Source organism: Streptomyces sp. NPDC126503 (genome assembly GCF_040302405.1).
Lineage (GTDB): Bacteria > Actinomycetota > Actinomycetes > Streptomycetales > Streptomycetaceae > Streptomyces > Streptomyces gulbargensis.
The window spans coordinates 139,455-159,136 of sequence record NZ_JBEORS010000002.1 but is presented as its reverse complement, the minus strand read 5'-3'; the positions used below and the strand labels follow the sequence as shown (position 1 = coordinate 159,136).

The window sequence follows — 19,682 nt, the reverse complement described above, 5'->3', positions numbered from 1 at the left end:
GGACCCTCCGCGCGTTACCGGACCCCGCGCGCGTTCCCGGAGCGGACTACGCCGGTACGTGGACGGCCTCCACGCGGCTCGCGACGAGCCGCTCCCGCTCCCTGCGGTGGGTGCGGGCCTTGAGGCGGAGGATCTGCGCGACGCCGAGCGCTTCGAGGACGAAGACGGACGAGAACGCGATCCGGTAGTCGTCGCCCGTCGCGTCGAGCAGCACGCCCACGGCGAGCAGGGTGGTCATGGAGGCGACGAAGCCGCCCATGTTGACGATGCCGGAGGCGGTGCCCTGGCGCTCCGGCGGGTTGGCGGGCCGCGCGAAGTCGAAGCCGATCATGGAGGCGGGTCCGCAGGCGCCGAGGACGAGGCAGAGGGTGACGAGCAGCCACATCGGCGCGCGGTCACCGGGATACAGGAGGGTCGCCGCCCACAGCAGGGCGGTGGCCGCGACCGTGCCGAGGGCGAGCGGGGCGCGGGCGGCGTGGTGGCGGGCGATGATCTGCCCATAGGCGAGGCCGACGGCCATGTTCGAGAGCACGACCAGGGTGAGGAGTTCGCCCGCGGTGGCGCGGGAGAGTCCCTGGGCCTCGACGAGGAACGGCAGCCCCCACAGCAGCAGGAACACCATCGCCGGGAACTGGGTGGTGAAGTGCACCCACATGCCGAGCCGGGTGCCGGGCTCGCGCCAGGCGGCGGCGATCTGGCGGCGGACGGAGGCGGCTCCGGGGCGCGGGGCGGAGCCGGGAGCGGGCTCGTACCCCTCCGGGTGGTCCTTGAGGAAGAAGAGCAGCAGGACGAGGACGAGGACGCCCGCGAGGGAGCTGCCGACGAAGGTGGTGGTCCAGCCGAGGCCGTGCAGGGCGCGGGAGAGGAAGACCGTCGAGACGAGGTTGCCGGCCATGCCGAAGAGGGCGGCGACCTGGCCGATGAGGGGGCCGCGGCGGGCGGGGAACCAGCGGGTGCCCAGGCGCAGGACGCTGATGAAGGTCATGGCGTCTCCGCAGCCGAGGAGGGCGCGGGAGGCGAGGGCCGTGCCGTACGAGGGGGAGAGCGCGAACCCGAGCTGGCCGGCGGTGAAGAGGACGACGCCGAGGACGAGGACCTTCTTGGTGCCGAACCGGTCGACCATGAGGCCGACGGGTATCTGCATGCCCGCGTAGACGAGCAGCTGGAGTATGGAGAAGGTGGACAGGGCGGAGGCGTTGACGTGGAAGCGGTCGGCGGCGTCCAGTCCGGCGACGCCGAGGGACGTACGGAAGATGACCGCGACGAAGTAGACGGCGACGCCGACGCCCCAGACGAGTGCGGCCCGGCGGCCGCCGGGCGGGTCGCCGGGGAGGCCGGGGACGGAACCGTACGCCTGGTGCTTGTCGCGGCTCACCGGGCCTCACCCCGCACCAGGACCTTGACCCAGCTGAGGTGCTGCCGGACGCAGTGGGCGGCACCCTCGACGTCGCCCGCCTTGATCCGGTCGAGGATCTCGGCGTGCTCACTGATGTTCTTGGCGATCCGGTGCGGCTGGGACTGCATGACGGCGACGCCCATGCGGAGCTGACGGTCGCGGAGCTGGTCGTAGAGGCGGGCGAGGATCTGGTTGCCGGCGTGGCGGACGATCTCGGCGTGGAAGCAGCGGTCGGTGACGGCGACCTCGGCGAGGTCGCCGGTGGCGGCGTGCCGCTTCTGCTCCTCCAGGAGTTCCTCGAGCCGCGCGATCAGGGCGGCGGGGGCGGGCACGGCCCGCCGGACGGCGAACTCCTCCACCAGGAGACGGGTCTCCACGACGTCGGCGATCTCCTGGGCGGAGACGGCGAGGACGAGGGCGCCCTTCTTCGGGTAGAGCTTCAGCAGCCCTTCCATCTCCAGCTTGAGCAGGGCCTCGCGGACGGGCGTCCTGGACACCCCCACGGCCTGGGCGAGTTCGCCCTCGGTGAGGAGGGTGCCTCCCTCGTAACGCCGGTCGAGCACGGCCTGCTTGACGTGCGTGTAGACGCGGTCGGCCGCGGGAGGTGCTGATGCCATGAACACAGCATAGATACATCAGGTCCACCGGACAGTGCCCGGTCCACATCGTGGACGGGGCTCCCCGGGCGGGAGGCCCTCAGCCGCCGTCCCTGTACCGGTGGCCGTGGGGCATGCACGGGCGACCGCGCCTCGTTCACGAAACGGAACAGTCCTGCCACGCCCGCGAGCAAGGGGGCGGAAAACCATCCGGCGGTGGCAGATGCCACCGCCGGATGTTTCACGTGAAACGGGCGAACCCGCCCGGCGGTCACGGGCCGTCAGGCCGCCGGTCCGCGGCCTCCCGCCCTCACCGGCCGGTCAGGCCCAGGTGATGAGGCGCTTCGGCTGCTCCAGGATCGCGGCGACGTCCGCCAGGAACTTGGAGCCGAGCTCGCCGTCGACCAGGCGGTGGTCGAAGGAGAGCGCCAGCGTGGTGACCTGTCGCGGCTTCACCTTGCCCTTGTGGACCCACGGCTGGAGCTTGATCGCACCGACCGCCAGGATCGCGGACTCGCCCGGGTTGAGGATGGGCGTACCGGTGTCGACGCCGAAGACGCCGACGTTGGTGATGGTGAAGGTGCCGCCCTGCATCGCCGCCGGGGTCGTCTTCCCCTCGCGGGCGGTGGCGACCAGCTCGCTCAGCGACCGCGAGAGCTCGGGCAGGGTCTGCGCGTGCGCGTCCTTGATGTTCGGCACGATCAGCCCGCGCGGGGTGGCCGCGGCGATGCCCAGGTTCACGTAGTGCTTGAGGACGATCTCCTGCGCCGCCTCGTCCCAGGCCGCGTTGATCTCCGGGTTGCGCTTGATCGCGACCAGGACCGCCTTGGCGATGAGGAGGAGCGGGTTGACCCGCAGGCCCGCCATGTCCTTGTCGGACTTGAGCTCCTCGACCAGCTTCATCGTGCGGGTGATGTCGAAGGTCACGAACTCGGTGACGTGCGGGGCGGTGAAGGCCGAGCCGACCATCGCCGCCGCCGTGGCCTTGCGCACGCCCTTGATCGGGACACGGGTCTCCCGCGCGTCCGACGCCGTCGCCTGCGCGGGCGCCGGAACCTGGACGGCCGGCGCGGGGGCCGGGACCTGGGCGACGGGCGCGGGAGCGGGGGTGGCCGCCTTGTGCACGTCCTCGCGGGTGATGATCCCGTCCGGGCCGGTCGGGACGACCGTCGCCAGGTCGACACCGAGGTCCTTGGCGAGCTTGCGCACCGGCGGCTTCGCCAGCGGACGGGCAGCGGTGGCGGTGGCCGTACCACCGTGCCCGTTGAGCTCGCCCTGGATCGCGGCGGAGGCCTGGCCGGGCACCACGGCGCCCTTGCGGGCCCGCCGCTTGGTGGAGGACGCGGCCACGCCGTACCCGACGAGGACCGGCTGACGGCCCTCGGCCGCCTGCTCGGCCTCGGCGGTCGCGGCGGGAGCGGCGGCCGGAGCCGGGGCCTCGGCCGCCGCCCCGGCCGGGACGGACGCGGCGGGGGCCGCCGGGGCGGCGCCGCCGCCCACGTTCACCGAGATGATGACCTCGCCGACGTCGACCGTCGTGCCCTCGGGGAAGCGCAGCTCGTGGACGGTGCCGTCGAACGGGATCGGCAGCTCCACGGCCGCCTTCGCCGTCTCGACCTCGCACACGACCTGCCCGTCGGTGACGGTGTCACCCGGCTGGACGTACCACTTGAGGATCTCGGCCTCGGTCAGGCCCTCGCCCACGTCGGGCATCTTGAATTCGCGGATCGTCACGGTGCTCTCCTCAGAACGCCAGCGAGCGGTCGACGGCGTCGAGCACGCGGTCCAGGCCCGGCAGGTACTCCTCCTCCAGGCGCGCCGGCGGATACGGCGCGTGGTAGCCGCCGACCCGCAGGACGGGGGCCTCCAGGTGGTAGAAGCAGCGCTCGGTGATGCGGGCGGCGATCTCCGCGCCGGAGCCGAAGAAGACCGGTGCCTCGTGGACGACGACCAGCCGGCCGGTCTTCTCCACGGATGCCTGGATGGTGTCGAAGTCGAGCGGGGAGATCGAGCGCAGGTCCAGGACCTCGACCGACTTGCCCTCCTCGGCGGCGGCCGCGGCCGCCTCCAGACAGGTCTTCACCATCGGGCCGTACGCGGCGAGCGTCAGGTCGGTGCCCTCGCGGGCCACCCGCGCCTTGTGCAGCTCACCGGGGATGGCCTCGGTGTCGACCTCGCCCTTGTCCCAGTAGCGGCGCTTGGGCTCGAAGAAGATCACCGGGTCGTCGCTCTGGATCGCCTGCTGGAGCATCCAGTAGGCGTCGGAGGAGTTCGCCGGGGTGACCACCTTGAGGCCCGCGACGTGCGCGAACAGCGACTCGGGGGACTCCGAGTGGTGCTCGACGGCGCCGATGCCGCCGCCGTACGGGATGCGGATGACGACCGGCATCTTCACGGTGCCGAGCGAACGGGCCCGCATCTTCGCCAGCTGCGTGACGATCTGGTCGTACGCCGGGAAGACGAAGCCGTCGAACTGGATCTCCACGACCGGGCGGTAGCCGCGCAGGGCGAGGCCGATCGCGGTGCCGACGATGCCGGACTCGGCGAGCGGGGTGTCGACCACCCGGTCCTCGCCGAAGTCCTTCTGCAGACCGTCCGTGATCCGGAAGACACCGCCCAGCTTGCCGACGTCCAGGCCCATGACGACGACCTTCGGGTCGGTCTCCAGGGCCTTGCGCAGCGACTCGTTGAGCGCCTTCGCGAGGGGAAGCTTCTGAACAGCCATGGTTACTCGCCCTCTCCGCCCGTGAAGGACGCCTGGTAGGCGGCGAACTCGGCGCGCTCCTCGTCGACGAGCGCGTGCCCGTCCGCGTACGTGTGGTCGAACATCGCCATGTGGTCCGGCACGGGCATGGCGCGGACGACCTCGCGGACGCTCTTGCCGAGCGTCTCGCTCTCCTCCTCCAGGGCCTCGAAGAAGGCGGCGTCGGCGTGGCCCGCGTTCTCCAGGTAGACCTTGAGGCGCTGGATCGGGTCCTTCGCCTCCCACGCCTCGCGCTCCGCGTCGCGGCGGTAACGGGTCGGGTCGTCGGAGGTGGTGTGGGCGGCCATCCGGTAGGTGAACGCCTCGATGAGCGTGGGGCCCTCGCCGCGCCGGGCGCGCTCCAGGGCCTCGCGCGTCACGGCCAGGCAGGCCAGGACGTCGTTGCCGTCGACGCGGACGCCGGGGAAGCCGAAGCCGCGGGCGCGCTGGTAGAGCGGGACCCGGGTCTGCTTCTCGATGGGCTCGGAGATGGCCCACTGGTTGTTCTGGCAGAAGAACACGACGGGGGCGTTGTAGACCGCGGAGAAGACGAACGACTCGTTGACGTCGCCCTGGCTGGAGGCGCCGTCGCCGAAGTAGGCGAGTACGGCCGAGTCCGCGCCGTCCTTGGCGATGCCCATGGCGTAGCCGGTGGCGTGCAGGGTCTGCGAGCCGAGGACGATCGTGTAGAGGTGGAAGTTGTTGCTGCTGGGGTCCCAGCCGCCGTTGTTCACCCCGCGGAACATGCCGAGCAGGTTGGTCGGGTCGACCCCGCGGCACCAGGCGACACCGTGCTCCCGGTAGGTCGGGAAGACGTAGTCGTCGTCGCGCAGGGCGCGGCCGGAACCGATCTGGGCGGCCTCCTGGCCGAGCAGCGAGGCCCACAGGCCCAGCTCGCCCTGGCGCTGGAGAGCGGTGGCCTCGGCGTCGAAGCGGCGGGTGAGGACCATGTCGCGGTAGAGGCCGCGCAGCTCCTCGGCGCTCAGGTCGATGTCGTAGTCGGGGTGCTGGACGCGCTCTCCCTCGGGCGTCAGCAGCTGGACGAGCTCGGGCTCCGTGGCGTCGGCCCCGGCCGCGCGCGGGCTCGTCTTCTTGGTGGTGCTCGTGCTCGCGCTTGCGGTGCGCTTGGTGCCGCTGCTGCGTCGCGTCGTCTTGCGCGCGGCAGTGCTCTCCACGGTCACGTGCGTGCTCCTCCGTCGGTCCGGCCCCCGGGTTCGCCGGTGAGGCCTGGGGTCCCCCCTACTGCGAGTAAGGGGAGGCTCCGCCCTATCCGTACCCTTCGCACGGGGTGGGTGCGACGCGGCCGGAGTCGGGCGTGACAGGTGCCCCGGCGAGCGCCGTCATAGGCACGTTACCCATAGTGCGGCATTCCTGCGTAACCCCACTTGACCTGCGATTTTGCTTGGATTTCCAAGTAAATCGAAAAAAGGGGACACGCCGCTGGTCAGCGCATGGACAACGACCCGACGCCGTCGTCGGAACATGCGGCACGTTATCCCGCGGACCCCGGGCGCGGGAAGAGTCAATATGTGAGACTGTCCGCGTGCGCGAAGAAGGAAAAATCCGGGTATTTCTGCTGGATGACCACGAAGTCGTCCGGCGCGGCGTCCACGAGCTGCTCTCCGTGGAGGACGGCATCGAGGTGGTCGGAGAGGCCGGTACGGCGGCGGACGCCCTGGTCAGGATCCCGGCGACCCGCCCGGACGTGGCCGTGCTCGACGTCCGGCTCCCCGACGGCAGCGGCGTGGAGGTCTGCCGGGAGGTCCGCTCCCAGGACGAGTCGATCAAATGCCTGATGCTGACCTCCTACGCGGACGACGAGGCCCTCTTCGACGCGATCATGGCCGGGGCCTCGGGATACGTCCTCAAGGCCATCCGCGGCACCGAACTGCTCAACGCGGTACGGGACGTGGCGGCCGGCAGGTCCCTGCTCGACCCGGTGGCCACCGCCCGGGTCCTGGAGCGGCTGCGCGACGGCAACAGTCCCAAGGGTGACGACCGGCTCGCCCACCTCACCGAGCAGGAGCGCAAGATCCTGGACCTGATCGGCGAAGGCCTGACCAACCGGGCCATCGGCGAGCGGCTCCACCTGGCGGAGAAGACCATCAAGAACTACGTCTCCAGCCTGCTGTCGAAGCTGGGCATGGAGCGCCGCTCGCAGGCCGCGGCATACGTGGCGCGGATGCAGGCCGAACGCCACTGACGGCCGTACCGGGGGACCGGGATTCGGCAGGTCGGGGCCGGACGGCCGGAACGCGACGGGTCCGGACCGGGACCGGGCGGCGGGGAACACGGATCGGAATCATGGATTCCGCCATCGGGGTCAGGGAGACGTCCCGATTCCGGCCCGTCCGGCGCGATCCGGGGTACGGAATTCGGGACCTACGTCCCCGCCGGCACGGGGCGCCCGTCCCTTCCCGCGCGGCGCGCGGTCGCGCAGAGTGAGGGCCATGTCCTCCGAGGAGAGCCGCGCCGTCGAACTGCTCGGCCGGGTGCCGTACGGCCGCCTGGCGACCAGCATGCGCGCCCTGCCGTTCGTCGCCCCCGCGCGGCACGTGGTCACCGGCCGGTGCGTCCTGGTCCGGCTGCACCAGGGCTTCGGCTACCACCGGGCCTGTCACGGCGGCGTCGTCGCCTACGAGGCGGACAACCTGGCCACCGGGGCCACCACCCCGTGGTCCGTCCAGTTCACCGGCACGGCGGAGGTCGTCGAGCCGACGGAGGACGAGCGTGCCGCCCTCGGGCCCGCGCCCGTCCGGGTGGACGGGGAGCCCTTCGTCCCGGTCTTCCTGCGGATCACCCCGCAGTTCGTGTCGGTCCACGTCCTCGAGTACGCGGCCGGGAGCGCGACGACCCCGACCGCCCCCGCCCGGACCGGTTCCCCTGATTTCACAGAGCGACACACCCGACACGCTGCGTGATCTACCATCTGTGGAGTGCCGCGCTCATCTGCAACCCTCGCTCCTCCGGTCGGCGCCGTGCTGCGCAGCTACCCGCAGGCCGGCGAACCGCTCTCCTGCGAACCCGTCACCGAGGGCCTGCTCAACCGCGGCTACCGCCTCTCCACCACCCGCGGCTCCTACTTCCTCAAGCAGCACCTCGACGCCCCCACCGCCGACCGGGCCACCATCCTCCGCCAGCACCGGGCCACCCAGCGCCTCCACGCCCTCGGCCTGCCCGTCGCCCCGCCCCTCGCCGACCAGCGGGGCCGCACCGTCGCCGTCGTCGGCGGTCACTGCTACGCCCTCCACCCCTGGATCGACGGCCGCCACCGCGACGGCGCCCAGCTCTCCCCCGGCGGCTCCCGCCGCCTCGGCGCCCTCCTCGGCCACGTCCACACGTGCCTGGACCGGGTCATGGACCCCCCGAGGCCGGGCGCCGCGCACGAGAGCGCCCGCCCCGAGGACACCTTCCGCGTCATCGACGAGCTGATCCGCCTCGTCCGCGCCCACCGCCCCCATGACAGTTTCGACGCGCTCGCCGAGCACCGGCTGCGGGAACGGCGCCGCCTCCTCGCCCAGCACGCCCACCACCGGCCGCCGCCCGCCCCCGCCTCGGGCTGGGTGCACGGCGACTTCCACCCGCTGAACCTGCTCTACCGGGGCGCCGAACCGGCTGCCATCGTCGACTGGGACCGCCTCGGCGTCCGCCCCCGCGCCGAGGAGGCTGTCCGCGCCGCCGCGATCTTCTTCGTACGGCCGGGGGGAGAGCTGGCCCTGGAGAAGGTGCGGGCCTACGCGCGCGCGTACCGGCGGGCGACGGGCGCCGACGGCGCCGAGCTGGCCGCGGCGGCCCACCGGGTGTGGTGGGAGCGGCTCAACGACTTCTGGACGCTGCGCTGGCGCTACCAGCTGCACGACCGAAGGGCCGACCCGCAGTTTCCCGCGGTGTCGGCCCTGGCGGTCTGGTGGACCCGGGAGTACGACGCCGTACGTGACGCCTTCGCCGCCTGAGCGGCCATGGCCCCGGTCCGGGTCAGCCGCCGGTGGAGTCGCCGCCGGAGGGCGAGGTTCCCGTCCCCGGGTCGCCGTCGCCGCCGCCGCTGGAGTCGTCGCCCGGCGGCGTACCGCCGGTCGGCTCCGTCGGCCCCCCGGTCGCGGTGGGCGGCGCGCTGGTGTCCGTCGGCGCGCCGGTGTCGGTCGGTGTACCCGTGTCCGTGGGCACGCCCGTGTCCGTCGGCGTCGGCTCTCCGGTGTACGTCGGCGGCGCGGTGGTGTACGTCCGCGTCGGCGGGTTCCACGGCCGCTGCGTGCTGCCGCCGGTCGAGGTGTCCGGATCCCGCGTGGGTTCCTGGCTCGGCGTCTCGGCGGAGGTCGTCGGCGTCTCGGTGGGCGTCGACGGCGAGTTGGTGGCGGTCGGGGTCGGGGTGACCTTGCCGTCCTCCTTCTCCTTCTCGCCGGCCTTCTGGACCGCGAAGACGACACCCGCGACCACCGCGACCAGCGCGAGCGCCACGAACAGGATGACCTTGCCGCGCCGGCCGTTGCCCGCGCCGCCGCCGGGACCGCCGTAGGGCCCCTGCCCGTAGCCGCCGGAACCGCCCGTACCGCCGTCGTAACCGCCGTATCCGCCGTCGTCCGGGTTCACCGGCGGCAGGATGCGGCCCTGCGCGGTGTCGCCGTGCATCGGGTGGCCCATGGCGGTCGTCGCGGCCATGCCGCCGACCGGCGTGTGCCCCCCCTCGTGGGCCTCCACGGGCCCGGTGTTCCACGTGCCGGTGTGGCCGCCCTGCTGCTGGAGCATCTGGAGGCCGTACTGGATCAGCCCTCGCATCTCCTCGGCGCTCTGGAACCGGTCGTCCGGCTCCTTCGCGAGCGAGCGCATGACCAGGCCGTCCAGCTCCGGCGGCGCGTCCTGCGTGACGTCGGACGGCGGGACCGGGGTGTCCTGGACGTGCTGGTACACCACCGACAGCGGCGTCTCGCCGGTGAAGGGGGGACGCAGCGCGAGCAGTTCGTAGAGCAGACAGCCCGTCGCGTACAGGTCGGAGCGGTGGTCGACGGCCTTGCCGAGCGCCTGCTCGGGGGAGAGGTACTGCGGCGTGCCCATGACCATGCCGGTCTGCGTCATCGTCGACTGCGCCCCGTGCAGGGCGCGGGCGATGCCGAAGTCCATGACCTTCACGGCGCCGGAGTGCGTGATGATCACGTTCGCCGGCTTGATGTCGCGGTGCACGATGCCGTGCTGGTGCGAGTACGCCAGCGCCTCCAGGACCCCGGAGACGATGATGAGCGCCTGCTCGGGACCGGGCGCCTCGGCGCTGACCAGCAGGTCGCGGATGGTGCGGCCCTCGACCAGCTCCATGACGATGTACGGCACGGAACGGCCGCCGACGACGTCCTCGCCGGAGTCGTACACGGCCACGATCGCGTGGTGGTTGAGTCCCGCGACGGACTGTGCCTCGCGGGTGAAGCGCGCCTTGGAGACCGGGTCCTCGGCCAGGTCGGCGCGGAGCAGCTTCACCGCCACCGTGCGTCCCAGCCGTACGTCCTCGGCGGCGAACACCTCGGCCATGCCGCCGCGTCCCAGCCGGTGCGTCAGGCGGTAGCGTCCGTCACCGACGACCCCGCCGACGCCCCACTCCGCCGACGCGTCCGACACACCGCCGCCGCCTGCTCCGGATTCGGGTGCCATCAGTCCTCGCCGTCGTCTGTCGTGCCGTGTCCAGTCGTCACGCTACAGGCTCCGTACGACATCACGGTCCGGGATGGACCGGCCATCCCATCCTCTCCGTGTACACCTGTGCAAATTCGATGGGATTCCCATAACGCTTCCGAGACGCTTCTTGTGCGGAGGGTCACGGAACGGGCACCCGGCTTGACGTGCCGGGGCCCTCGGGCAGACTTGGCCAGGAAAAACCGGATCAACGCCGCCACGCGCGCGTAGGGGGAAGCACAGATGAGCCAGGACGGCGCACAGGGCCGCTATGCGGGCGGTTCGGTCGCGGGCGGCCGGTACCAGCTGCGCGACCTGCTCGGCGAGGGCGGCATGGCGTCGGTGTACCTGGCCTACGACACCGCGCTCGACCGCCAGGTCGCGATCAAGACGCTGCACACGGAGCTCGGCCGCGAGCAGTCCTTCCGCGAGCGCTTCCGCCGTGAGGCGCAGGCCGTCGCGAAGCTGTCGCACACCAACATCGTCTCGGTCTTCGACACCGGCGAGGACACCCTCGACGGCGCCGTCATGCCGTACATCGTCATGGAGTACGTGGAGGGCCGGCCGCTCGGCTCGGTCCTCGCCTCGGACGTGGCCCAGTTCGGCGCGATGCCGGCCGACAAGGCGCTGAAGGTCACCGCCGACGTGCTCGCGGCCCTGGAGACCAGCCACGAGATGGGTCTGGTCCACCGCGACATCAAGCCCGGCAACGTGATGATGACCAAGCGCGGCGTCGTGAAGGTCATGGACTTCGGCATCGCGCGGGCCATGCAGTCCGGCGTCACGTCGATGACCCAGACCGGCATGGTCGTCGGCACCCCGCAGTACCTCTCCCCCGAGCAGGCCCTCGGGCGGGCCGTGGACGCCCGCTCCGACCTTTATTCGGTCGGCATCATGCTGTTCCAGCTGCTGACGGGCCGGCTGCCGTTCGACGCGGACTCGCCGCTCGCCATCGCCTACGCGCACGTGCAGGAGGAGCCGGTCGCGCCGTCCTCCGTGAACCGGTCGGTGACGCCGGCGATGGACGCGCTGGTGGCGCGGGCGCTGCGGAAGAACCCGAACGAGCGGTTCCCCAGCGCGGACGCGATGCGCCAGGAGTGCCTGCGGGTGCTCTCCGCCGGCCAGACCGCCGCCCCCGTCATCGTGCCGGGCGCCCCCGTGGGCAGCGGCTCGGGCGTCAGCTCCGCCGTCTTCCCGCCGGTCGGCCAGACCCCGCCGCCGGGCCCGCAGCAGTCCTACCTGCCGCCGACGCCGCACCCGCAGCCCGGCCCGTACGGCCCCGCGACGCACGCGCCCGCCGCCCCGGCGTACGGCTACCCGCAGCAGGCCCCGACGCCCGCGCCCGGCGGCTACCCGACCCCGGCCCCCGCGCCGGCCTACCAGACGCTGGCGCCCGCCCCTGCCCATGGCTCCGGCTCCCGCCGGAACACGCCCCTCCTGCTCGGCGCGGTCATCGTCGCCCTGCTCGCCGTCGGCGGCCTGGTCATCGCCCTCAACCAGAAGGACGACCCGGCCCCCCAGGCCGGCACCGGCGGCACCACCAGCGGCAGCACGGCCGGCACGGACTCCGGGGAGACCCCCTCGGCGAAGCCCGGGCACAAGGGTCCCGATCTGACCAAGACCATCGACGTGAAGAAGTGCACCCAGCCGACGGAGTCGAGCGACGACCCCAGCAAGTTCGAGGTGCCGAACTTCACCTACAAGAACATCCAGTCCGTGAAGGACTGCGTCCAGGCCGCCGGCTGGAAGATCATGACCCAGACCCCGGTCGACGAGTCCACCTACGGCGAGGGCACGGTCCTGGAGCAGTACCCGCCGGCGGGCGAGGACATCACCGCGGACGACGCCGAATTCACCCTGAAGATCTCGACGGGCAACCCGCCGCAGTAGCCGGCGACCCTCACCGCCGGGCGGTGGGGCGGGGGCTCGCAGCCCCCCGGCAGGTGAGCGCCGTGCCGCGCCCGGATGCCGCCCGGCACCGGCCCCTCCGCTCCCCGGCCGCCTCGCGGGCAGCGGGCACCCCCGTACGCCGCCCGCACCACCCCGGGTGCCGGAGATGTCCGGTTATGTGACGCTGAGTCGGACACCTCGGCGGCTCGGTACGGGAGGGGGTCACCCGGTGACTCCAGCACTCCGCAGGGCACGGGCGCGGGTCCTGAGACCCGTGCTCGCCTGCGCGTTCACCTGCGCGACGGTCCTCGGCGCGGCGGCGTCCGCCCACGCCGGGGAGCCGCCCGCCACCCGGGCACCGGCGGTCCCGACGGTCCCGGCGGCCCCGGTGGTCCCTCCGACCGCCACGGGAACGGTCTTGGCCACCCCGTCCGCCGGCGCCCCCGCGCCCCCCGCACCCTCCTCCACCGCGCCGCCCACGCCCCCGGCGGCCTCGCGGCCCACGCGGCCCGACCTGCCCGACCGGCCGACCCCGTCCGCGCCGCCGATCCTTCCCGGCCGGGGTCCGGACGCGGCCGAGCCCAGTGACGCGCCCACCCCCACCGGCTCGCCCTCGCTCGCGGGGCGGCCCGCCGGGGAGGGGAGGGCGCGACCCGGGCGGCCGGAGCCCACCCCTCCGCCGGAGACCGCCGCGGACCCGGTGCCCGAGACCGTTCGTACCGAAACGGCAACAGCCGAAGAGGTCCCGGAGGAGGCGGAGGAGACACCCGCCGCGGTACCGGAGAGGGACGCGGTCCGTCCGGAGGCGGCGCCCGCCAGCCGGCCCGCCGCCGCGCCCCGGATGGCGCCCGACAGCACTCTCCCCCTCGTTCACCAGCGGATTCCCGTCCTCACCCTGGGCGTGGGACTGGCCCTCATGGGCCTCGGCATCGGTTTCCTCGGGCTGCGGATGCGCCGCCGGTGAGCCCGCCGCCCCTTCCCGGGTCCCCCTTGCGACGGACGCCCCGCTTCCGCCTCAGGACGGTTGTCCCCGCCGCCATACCCGGTATACATACTGAGTATGTCGATCCGCCACGGGCTTCTCGCCCTCCTCGAACGCGGCCCGCGCTACGGCTCTCAGCTCCGTACGGAGTTCGAGTCCCGCACCGGCGCCACGTGGCCCCTCAACGTCGGCCAGGTCTACACGACCCTGGGCCGCCTGGAGCGGGACGGCCTGGTCGTCCAGCAGGGGCAGGACGAGGCCGGACACGTCTTCTACGCGATCACCGACAGCGGGCGCGCCGAGCTGAGGACCTGGTACGAACGCCCGGTGGACCGCACCAGCCCGGCCCGTGACGAGCTGGCCATCAAGCTGGCCATGGCGGTGGGGGCGCCGGGGGTCGACATCCGCGAGGTCATCCAGTCCCAGCGCCGGCACACCGTGAAGGCGATGCAGGACTACACCCGGCTGAAGGCCCAGGCGCTCACCGCCGTCGAGGCGGGCGGCTCGCGGGAACGGGACGACGTGGCCTGGCTCCTCGTCCTGGAACAGCTCATCTTCCAGACCGAGGCCGAGGCGCGCTGGCTCGACCACTGCGAAGCACGCCTGATCCGCCTCTCCACCCCCGCCCCCGGCTCCGCCACGGCCCCACCGCCCGCGCCCCCGGCCCCGACGCGGGTCACGGCGCCGGAACCGGCGCCCCAGGGCCGCCGTACCTGAACCCCTCCCCTCCCGCGGGCCTGCGGTGGCATCACCCCGCCGTCCCGCGCGACGGCAGCCGCGACGCCCTCCGCGCCGGCGCCCGACGCGCCCACGCGGCCCGGCCCGGCCCGACCCGCCCGCGCGGGCCCCGGCCGGAGCCGCCGCGCCCGCCCCGTACACGACCGCACTGTTCATCGCTCGCTCCGTACCGGCCCTTCGCCGCGTACGACCAAGGGGGACCCCTCCATGTCCACACAGCAGCCCGTGCTGCAACTCCAGAACCTCGTCCGGGTGCACGGCTCGGGCGCCACCGAGGTGCACGCCCTGCGCGGCATCGACCTCGCCGTCCACCCGGGCGAGCTGGTCGCCGTGATGGGGCCCTCCGGGTCCGGCAAGTCGACGCTGCTCACGATCGCCGGCGGCCTCGACACCCCGACCTCCGGCCGGGTGATCGTCGAGAACACCGACATCACCACCGTCGGCCTCAAGGAACTCGCGGCGCTGCGCCGTCGCAGCATCGGTTACGTCTTCCAGGACTACAACCTCATCCCGGCCCTCACGGCCGCCGAGAACGTCGCCCTCCCCCGCGAGCTCGACGGTGTCTCCGCCCGCAAGGCCCGTGTCGAGGCGCTCGCCGCCCTGGAGGAGATGTCCCTCGGCCATCTCGCCGACCGCTTCCCCGACGAGATGTCCGGCGGCCAGCAGCAGCGGGTGGCCATCGCCCGCGCCCTCGTCGGTGACCGCCGCCTGGTCCTCGCCGACGAGCCCACCGGCGCGCTCGACTCCGAGACCGGCGAATCCGTCCTGGCCCTGCTCCGCTCCCGCTGCGACGCGGGCGCCGCCGGTGTCCTCGTCACCCACGAGCCCCGGTTCGCGGCCTGGGCCGACCGGGTCGTGTTCCTGCGCGACGGCGCCATCGTGGACCAGACCGTCCGCAGCGAGGCGGACTCGCTGCTCACGGGCCAGGGCCAGGGCCCGTCCTGGGGACAGGTGGCCGAGCGGTGAAGACCTGGTTCCACTCCTGGCGGGCCGCGATACGTATCGCCCGCCGCGACGCCTGGCGCGCCAAGGGCCGCAGCGCCCTCGTCCTCGCGATGATCGCCCTGCCCATCCTGGGCGTCAGCGCCTTCGACCTGACCTACCGCAGCTCCGAGCTGTCCCCCGCCGAGAAGATGGACCGGAGCATCGGCGCCGCCGACGCCCGTTTCCTCGACGCCCAGTCGGGCGGTACCCCGATTTACCAGACTCCCGCCGGGGACAACTACGCCCAGGTGAAGGACTTCGGGGACGGCGTGTGGCCGACGGGCCGCACCGACCTCGGCCGGGCCGTCCCGGCGGGTGCCACGGTGCTCACCGACTCCACCGGTTCGGCCCGGCTGACCACGCGTCACGGCCTGCTCCAGGCAGAGGTACGCGAGCTCAAGGCCGGCGATCCGGTCGCCCGGGGCATCATGACCCTCCTCGAAGGCCGCTACCCCGAGAAGTCCGACGAGGTCATGGCGACCTCGCACTTCCTGGAGACCAGTGGTCTGACGGTCGGCTCCACCGTTTCCGCCCGCAATTTCGACCGCCCGTATCGGATCGTGGGCGCCTACGAACTTCCCGACGAACTCACGGCCCTCCAGGTCAACGCCCTGCCGGCAGCGTTTCTTGCCCCGTACGCGAAGGCCATGGAGAAGTCCGGGCTGCCCGCGCCGGAGTCCTCCACCTCGTACCTGGTGAAGCACCGCGGTGGTTTCACGTGGAACACGGTCCAGCGGATCAACACGCAGGGCATCGTGGTCATGTCGCGCGCCGTGGTCCTGGACCCGCCCGCCGACTCCGAGGTGCCGCTCTACAAGAAGGAGGGCTGGGGCAACTACCAGACTAGTGCCGCGGCCGGCGCCGCCGAACTCGCCGCCGTCGGCACCGTGGTCGGCCTGGCGATGCTGGAGATCTGCCTCCTCGCCGGTCCCGCCTTCGCGGTCGGTGCCCGCCGTTCCCGCCGCCAGCTCGGACTGGTCGGCGCCAACGGCGGTGCCCGCAGCCACATCCGGGCCATCGTCCTGAGCGGCGGCCTCGTCATCGGTGTCGCCGCGGCCCTGGTCGGCACGGTCCTCGCCCTGATCCTCACCCTCGTCCTGGAGCCGTACCTCGAGGAGATGATGGGGCAGCGGTTCGGCGCCTTCGACATCCGGCCGCTCGAACTGCTCGGCATCGCCCTGCTCGCCGTCCTGACCGGCCTGCTCTCCGCCGTCGTTCCCGCCGTCACCGCCTCACGGCAGACCGTCCTGGCCTCGCTCACCGGCCGCCGCGGTGTCCGCCGGAGCAGCAGGGTCCTGCCGCTCATCGGACTCGGCGCCCTCCTCCTCGGCGGGGCGATCGCGCTCTACGGCTCCGTCGTGAGCGACGAGTTCATCATCGTGGCCGGCGGCTCCGCCATCGCCGAGCTGGGTGTGGTCGCCATGACCCCCGCCCTGGTGGGCCTCTTCGGCCGGCTCGGCCGCTGGCTGCCGCTCGCCCCACGGCTCGCCCTGCGTGACGCGGTGCGCAACCGGGGTCGTACGGCCCCGGCCGTCGCCGCCGTGCTCGCCGCCATCGCGGGCACGGTCGCCGTCTCCACCTACGGCGCGAGCCGGGACGCCCAGTCCCGGGCCGAGTACGAGGCCATGCTGCCGCACGGGGCCGTCTCCGCCGTCGTCATGGAGGAGGGCGGCCGGGACGTCCCGGCGGTCCGTGAGGCCGTCGAGCGGAACCTGCCCGTCGACGTCAGGGCCGACATCGCGCGCGTCCAGGTCGGCAAGCCCGGCTGCCCGCCGTGGGGCGGCGGACCGGGCTGCGGCCGCTACGAACTCGTCATCCCCAAGGCCAACGAGTGCCCGCTCCACGTGATGATTCCCGGCGGCGGCGACGCCTCGGAGAAGTACACGCCCGAACAGCGCCGCAAGCTCCTCACCGAGGACTGGCGGTGCGAGCCGAACGACAACGGCGGCAACCTGCCCGTCGAGGGCGGTCTCCTCGTCGGTGACGCCAAGGTCCTGAAGGTGCTCGGCATCCACGACGCCGGTGCCGAGAAGGCCCTCGCCGAGGGGAAGATCATCGCCTTCCACCGGCCGCTGATCGACGGCAACGGCACGCTCGGCATCAAGGTCGTCACCGACACGGTCGCTGCCGACAAGGCCGCGGAGAACGGCCTCCCGGCCCCCGGTGAGATCCGTCCGGTCCCCGCGCACCTGGTGCCGGGCGCGCCGAAGTCGTACGGCCTCCAGGCCCTGATGACTCCGGCGACCGCCCGGGCCGCCGGGCTCACCACGGTCCCGTTCGGCTCCTACTTCAGCACCGACCGGATGCCCGACGAGGAGCAGCGCCAGAAGCTCGACGCGGAACTCGCCAAGCTCGGCGGCTCCGCCGACGTCCACGTGGAGACCGGCTTCACCGACGAGACGAGCATCGTCCTGCTGTCGCTGACCGTCTTCGCCGGCCTGGTCACCATCGGTGCTGCCGCCATCGCCACCGGTCTCGCCCAGGCCGACGCCGAGGCGGACCTGAAAACCCTCGCGGCCGTCGGCGCCCCGCCCCGGGTCCGCCGTACGCTCAGCGGTTTCCAGTGCGGAGTGGTCGCCACCATGGGTGTCGTACTCGGCTCGGCCGCGGGCATCCTCCCCGCGATGGGCCTGCGCCTCACCGAGGAACGCGAGCAGGTTCGCTACTACGAGGAGGCACTCGCCGAGGGCTGGAGCGTGGACATCACCCCGCCGTACGTGCCGATCGTCATCCCCTGGCAGACCCTGACCGTCCTCCTGGTCGCCGTCCCGCTCGGGGCCGCCCTCCTCGCGGCCCTGGTGACCCGCTCGCGGGGGGCCGTCGCGCGGCGCGCCGTGACCTGACGTTCTTCGTTGCCGTCCTGTGCCCCGGGACGAGGGTGGATCACTCTCGTCCCGGGGCACACCGTCCGGAGAGGCATGTGTGCGAGAGAATGGCGGCATGGATATGCCGAGGAATGACAGGTCGCAGGAGAGCCCCCAGGTCCTCGTCGTGGGACAGGACGGAATGGCGCTCGGTGGCCGCCAGGGTGACGACGAATCCCGCGAGGTCCCGGTGACGGAAATGGTCGAGCAGCCTGCGAAGGTCATGCGCATCGGCAGCATGATCAAGCAGCTTCTGGAGGAAGTGCGGGCGGCCCCTCTGGACGAGGCGAGCCGCGTACGGCTGAAGGAGATCCACGCCAGTTCCGTGAAGGAGCTGGAGGACGGGCTGGCGCCCGAGCTGGTGGAGGAGCTGGAGCGGCTGTCGCTCCCCTTCACCGACGAAACGGTTCCGTCCGAGGCGGAACTGCGGATCGCGCAGGCACAGTTGGTGGGCTGGCTGGAGGGCCTGTTCCACGGGATCCAGACGGCGCTGTTCGCCCAGCAGATGGCGGCCCGAGCCCAACTGGAGCAGATGCGCCGGGCGTTGCCCCCGGGCGTCTCGCACGACGAGGACGACGACCACGGCCGGGGCCACGCGGCCCGCTCGGGCCCGTACCTCTAGGAAGCCCGTACCTCCGGGGTCGTACCCCCGGGACCGAACCTCCGGAAGTCCGCGGCTCCAGAACTGCGCAGTTCCAGGAGTCGTACGGCCTGGCGGGAGCGACGGGCCCGGCGTCACCGCGGTGATGCCGGGCCCGTTCCGGTGTCCGGGCTCAGGTCCCGGGCGTGAGCAGCAGGACCTTGCCGACCGGGGAGCCGGACTCCAGCGCCCGGTGCGCCTCGGCCGCCTCGGGCATCGGCACCGTACGGTCGACGACGGGCCGGACGGTTCCGGCGCCGATCAGCGGCCAGACGTGCTCGCGGACGGCGGCGACGATCGCGGCCTTCTCCTGCAGGGGGCGGGAGCGCAGGGTGGTGCCCATGACGGCGGCGCGCTTGGCCATCAGCGCCCCCAGGTGCAACTCGCCCTTCACGCCGCCCTGGAGGCCGATGATCACGAGGCGGCCGTTGACCGCCAGCGCCTGCACGTTCCGCTCCAGGTACTTGGCGCCCATGATGTCGAGGATGACGTCCGCCCCGGCCCCGTCGGTCGCCTTGCGCACCTCCTCGACGAAGTCCTGCTCGCGGTAGTCGATGAGGACGTCCGCGCCGAGTTCGGCGCAGCGGGCCAGCTTCTCGGGGCTTCCGGCCGTCACCGCGACGCGGGCGCCGACCGCCTTCGCGAGCTGGATCGCCATCGTGCCGATTCCACTGGCGCCCCCGTGCACGAGCAGCGTCTCGCCCGGCCGCAGGTGGGCGATCATGAAGACGTTGGACCAGACCGTGCAGGTCACCTCGGGGAGCGCGGCGGCCGTGGCGAGGTCGACGCCCTCCGGCACCGGCAGGAGCTGGCCGACGGGCACGACCACCCGTTCGGCGTAACCCCCGCCGGTGAGCAGCGCGCACACCTCGTCGCCGACCGACCAGCCGGACACGCCGGGGCCGAGCGCGGCGATCCTGCCCGCGCATTCCAGGCCGGGATACGGGGAGCTGCCGGGCGGCGGGTCGTAGAAGCCCTGGCGCTGGAGCAGATCGGCGCGGTTGACGGCGCCGGCCACCACCTCGACGAGGACCTCGCCCTCGCCGGGCACGGGATCGGGTACCTCCGCCCACACGAGGGCCTCGGGACCACCGGGTTCCGGAATCGTGATCGCATGCATGCCGGCGAGGCTACTCCCGCCCCCCGCCGGACGACGGCTCGGTCTCCTCCGGGGCGCGGTCGGCGGGGGGCGGT

At 72.8% G+C, this 19,682-nt stretch carries 16 protein-coding genes; 9 read left to right on the top strand and 7 right to left on the bottom strand.

Annotated features, from left to right (window positions below):
• Positions 1-46: 46 nt before the first annotated feature.
• The 5 genes from ABTY40_RS03510 to pdhA all read right to left on the bottom strand — a co-directional run bounded on the left by ABTY40_RS03510 (position 47) and on the right by pdhA (position 5,916).
• Positions 47-1,375: an MFS transporter gene (locus ABTY40_RS03510; protein ID WP_352057956.1), complete on the bottom strand. Its 1,329-nt coding sequence runs from the start codon at positions 1,373-1,375 to the stop codon at positions 47-49.
• A complete protein-coding gene (locus tag ABTY40_RS03505; protein ID WP_352057955.1) occupies positions 1,372-2,013 on the bottom strand; it encodes a GntR family transcriptional regulator in 642 nt (213 codons plus the stop codon). The genes ABTY40_RS03510 and ABTY40_RS03505 overlap by 4 nt, the downstream gene beginning before the upstream one ends.
• A 300-nt stretch (positions 2,014-2,313) precedes the next feature.
• The gene (locus ABTY40_RS03500; protein ID WP_352058227.1) at positions 2,314-3,705 is read right to left on the bottom strand and encodes a dihydrolipoamide acetyltransferase family protein; all 1,392 of its coding nucleotides are present in this window, start codon (positions 3,703-3,705) and stop codon (positions 2,314-2,316) included.
• Positions 3,706-3,736: 31 nt separating this feature from the next.
• On the bottom strand, positions 3,737-4,717 hold the full coding sequence (locus ABTY40_RS03495; protein ID WP_352057954.1) for an alpha-ketoacid dehydrogenase subunit beta: 981 nt from the start codon (positions 4,715-4,717) through the stop codon (positions 3,737-3,739).
• A 2-nt stretch (positions 4,718-4,719) separates the two neighbouring features.
• Positions 4,720-5,916 (bottom strand): pyruvate dehydrogenase (acetyl-transferring) E1 component subunit alpha, encoded by a 1,197-nt coding sequence (pdhA, locus tag ABTY40_RS03490; protein ID WP_352057953.1) that lies wholly within the window; start codon positions 5,914-5,916, stop codon positions 4,720-4,722.
• A gap of 362 nt (positions 5,917-6,278) precedes the next feature.
• On the opposite strand from pdhA, the gene ABTY40_RS03485 reads away from it, so the two are divergent.
• The 3 genes from ABTY40_RS03485 to ABTY40_RS03475 all read left to right on the top strand — a co-directional run bounded on the left by ABTY40_RS03485 (position 6,279) and on the right by ABTY40_RS03475 (position 8,688).
• Entirely contained in the window at positions 6,279-6,938 is a 660-nt protein-coding gene (locus tag ABTY40_RS03485) for a response regulator (RefSeq protein ID WP_345280249.1), read from the top strand.
• Between the two features lie 247 nt (positions 6,939-7,185).
• A complete protein-coding gene (locus ABTY40_RS03480; RefSeq protein WP_352057952.1) occupies positions 7,186-7,656 on the top strand; it encodes a pyridoxamine 5'-phosphate oxidase family protein in 471 nt (156 codons plus the stop codon).
• Positions 7,657-7,671: 15 nt separating this feature from the next.
• Entirely contained in the window at positions 7,672-8,688 is a 1,017-nt protein-coding gene (locus ABTY40_RS03475; RefSeq protein ID WP_352057951.1) for a phosphotransferase, read from the top strand.
• Between the two features lie 22 nt (positions 8,689-8,710).
• Here ABTY40_RS03475 and ABTY40_RS03470 read toward each other — a convergent pair whose 3' ends face one another.
• Positions 8,711-10,369, bottom strand: a complete 1,659-nt coding sequence (locus ABTY40_RS03470) for a protein kinase domain-containing protein (protein WP_352057950.1) — start codon at positions 10,367-10,369, stop codon at positions 8,711-8,713.
• A 264-nt stretch (positions 10,370-10,633) separates the two neighbouring features.
• On the opposite strand from ABTY40_RS03470, the gene ABTY40_RS03465 reads away from it, so the two are divergent.
• From ABTY40_RS03465 to ABTY40_RS03440, 6 genes are all read left to right on the top strand, one after another.
• Entirely contained in the window at positions 10,634-12,280 is a 1,647-nt protein-coding gene (locus tag ABTY40_RS03465; RefSeq protein ID WP_352057949.1) for a protein kinase domain-containing protein, read from the top strand.
• A 229-nt stretch (positions 12,281-12,509) separates the two neighbouring features.
• Entirely contained in the window at positions 12,510-13,244 is a 735-nt protein-coding gene (locus tag ABTY40_RS03460; RefSeq protein ID WP_352057948.1) for a hypothetical protein, read from the top strand.
• Between the two features lie 96 nt (positions 13,245-13,340).
• Positions 13,341-13,979 carry a PadR family transcriptional regulator gene (locus ABTY40_RS03455; RefSeq protein ID WP_352057947.1) on the top strand — a complete coding sequence of 213 codons (639 nt, stop codon included), beginning with the start codon at positions 13,341-13,343 and terminating at the stop codon, positions 13,977-13,979.
• Between the two features lie 228 nt (positions 13,980-14,207).
• Positions 14,208-14,966 (top strand): ABC transporter ATP-binding protein, encoded by a 759-nt coding sequence (locus ABTY40_RS03450; RefSeq protein WP_352057946.1) that lies wholly within the window; start codon positions 14,208-14,210, stop codon positions 14,964-14,966.
• Complete coding sequence (locus tag ABTY40_RS03445; protein ID WP_352057945.1) at positions 14,963-17,827, top strand: FtsX-like permease family protein; 2,865 nt, start codon at positions 14,963-14,965, stop codon at positions 17,825-17,827. The genes ABTY40_RS03450 and ABTY40_RS03445 overlap by 4 nt, the downstream gene beginning before the upstream one ends.
• Positions 17,828-17,924: 97 nt before the next feature.
• Positions 17,925-18,470, top strand: a complete 546-nt coding sequence (locus tag ABTY40_RS03440) for a bacterial proteasome activator family protein (protein ID WP_345280270.1) — start codon at positions 17,925-17,927, stop codon at positions 18,468-18,470.
• Between the two features lie 151 nt (positions 18,471-18,621).
• On the opposite strand, the gene ABTY40_RS03435 is transcribed toward ABTY40_RS03440, so the two are convergent.
• Positions 18,622-19,608 carry an NAD(P)H-quinone oxidoreductase gene (locus tag ABTY40_RS03435; protein WP_352057944.1) on the bottom strand — a complete coding sequence of 329 codons (987 nt, stop codon included), beginning with the start codon at positions 19,606-19,608 and terminating at the stop codon, positions 18,622-18,624.
• Between the last annotated feature and the right edge of the window lie 74 nt (positions 19,609-19,682).

Excerpts from the sequence above, each read along its gene's own strand:
- ABTY40_RS03505 (WP_352057955.1), bottom strand. The coding sequence starts at position 2,013 with ATGGCATCAGCACCTCCCGCGGCCGACCGCGTCTACACGCACGTCAAG.
- ABTY40_RS03500 (WP_352058227.1), bottom strand. The coding sequence starts at position 3,705 with ATGCCCGACGTGGGCGAGGGCCTGACCGAGGCCGAGATCCTCAAGTGG.
- ABTY40_RS03495 (WP_352057954.1), bottom strand. The coding sequence starts at position 4,717 with ATGGCTGTTCAGAAGCTTCCCCTCGCGAAGGCGCTCAACGAGTCGCTG.
- ABTY40_RS03480 (WP_352057952.1), top strand. The coding sequence starts at position 7,186 with ATGTCCTCCGAGGAGAGCCGCGCCGTCGAACTGCTCGGCCGGGTGCCG.
- ABTY40_RS03470 (WP_352057950.1), bottom strand. The coding sequence starts at position 10,369 with ATGGCACCCGAATCCGGAGCAGGCGGCGGCGGTGTGTCGGACGCGTCG.
- ABTY40_RS03465 (WP_352057949.1), top strand. The coding sequence starts at position 10,634 with ATGAGCCAGGACGGCGCACAGGGCCGCTATGCGGGCGGTTCGGTCGCG.
- ABTY40_RS03455 (WP_352057947.1), top strand. The coding sequence starts at position 13,341 with ATGTCGATCCGCCACGGGCTTCTCGCCCTCCTCGAACGCGGCCCGCGC.
- ABTY40_RS03450 (WP_352057946.1), top strand. The coding sequence starts at position 14,208 with ATGTCCACACAGCAGCCCGTGCTGCAACTCCAGAACCTCGTCCGGGTG.
- ABTY40_RS03440 (WP_345280270.1), top strand. The coding sequence starts at position 17,925 with ATGGATATGCCGAGGAATGACAGGTCGCAGGAGAGCCCCCAGGTCCTC.
- ABTY40_RS03435 (WP_352057944.1), bottom strand. The coding sequence starts at position 19,608 with ATGCATGCGATCACGATTCCGGAACCCGGTGGTCCCGAGGCCCTCGTG.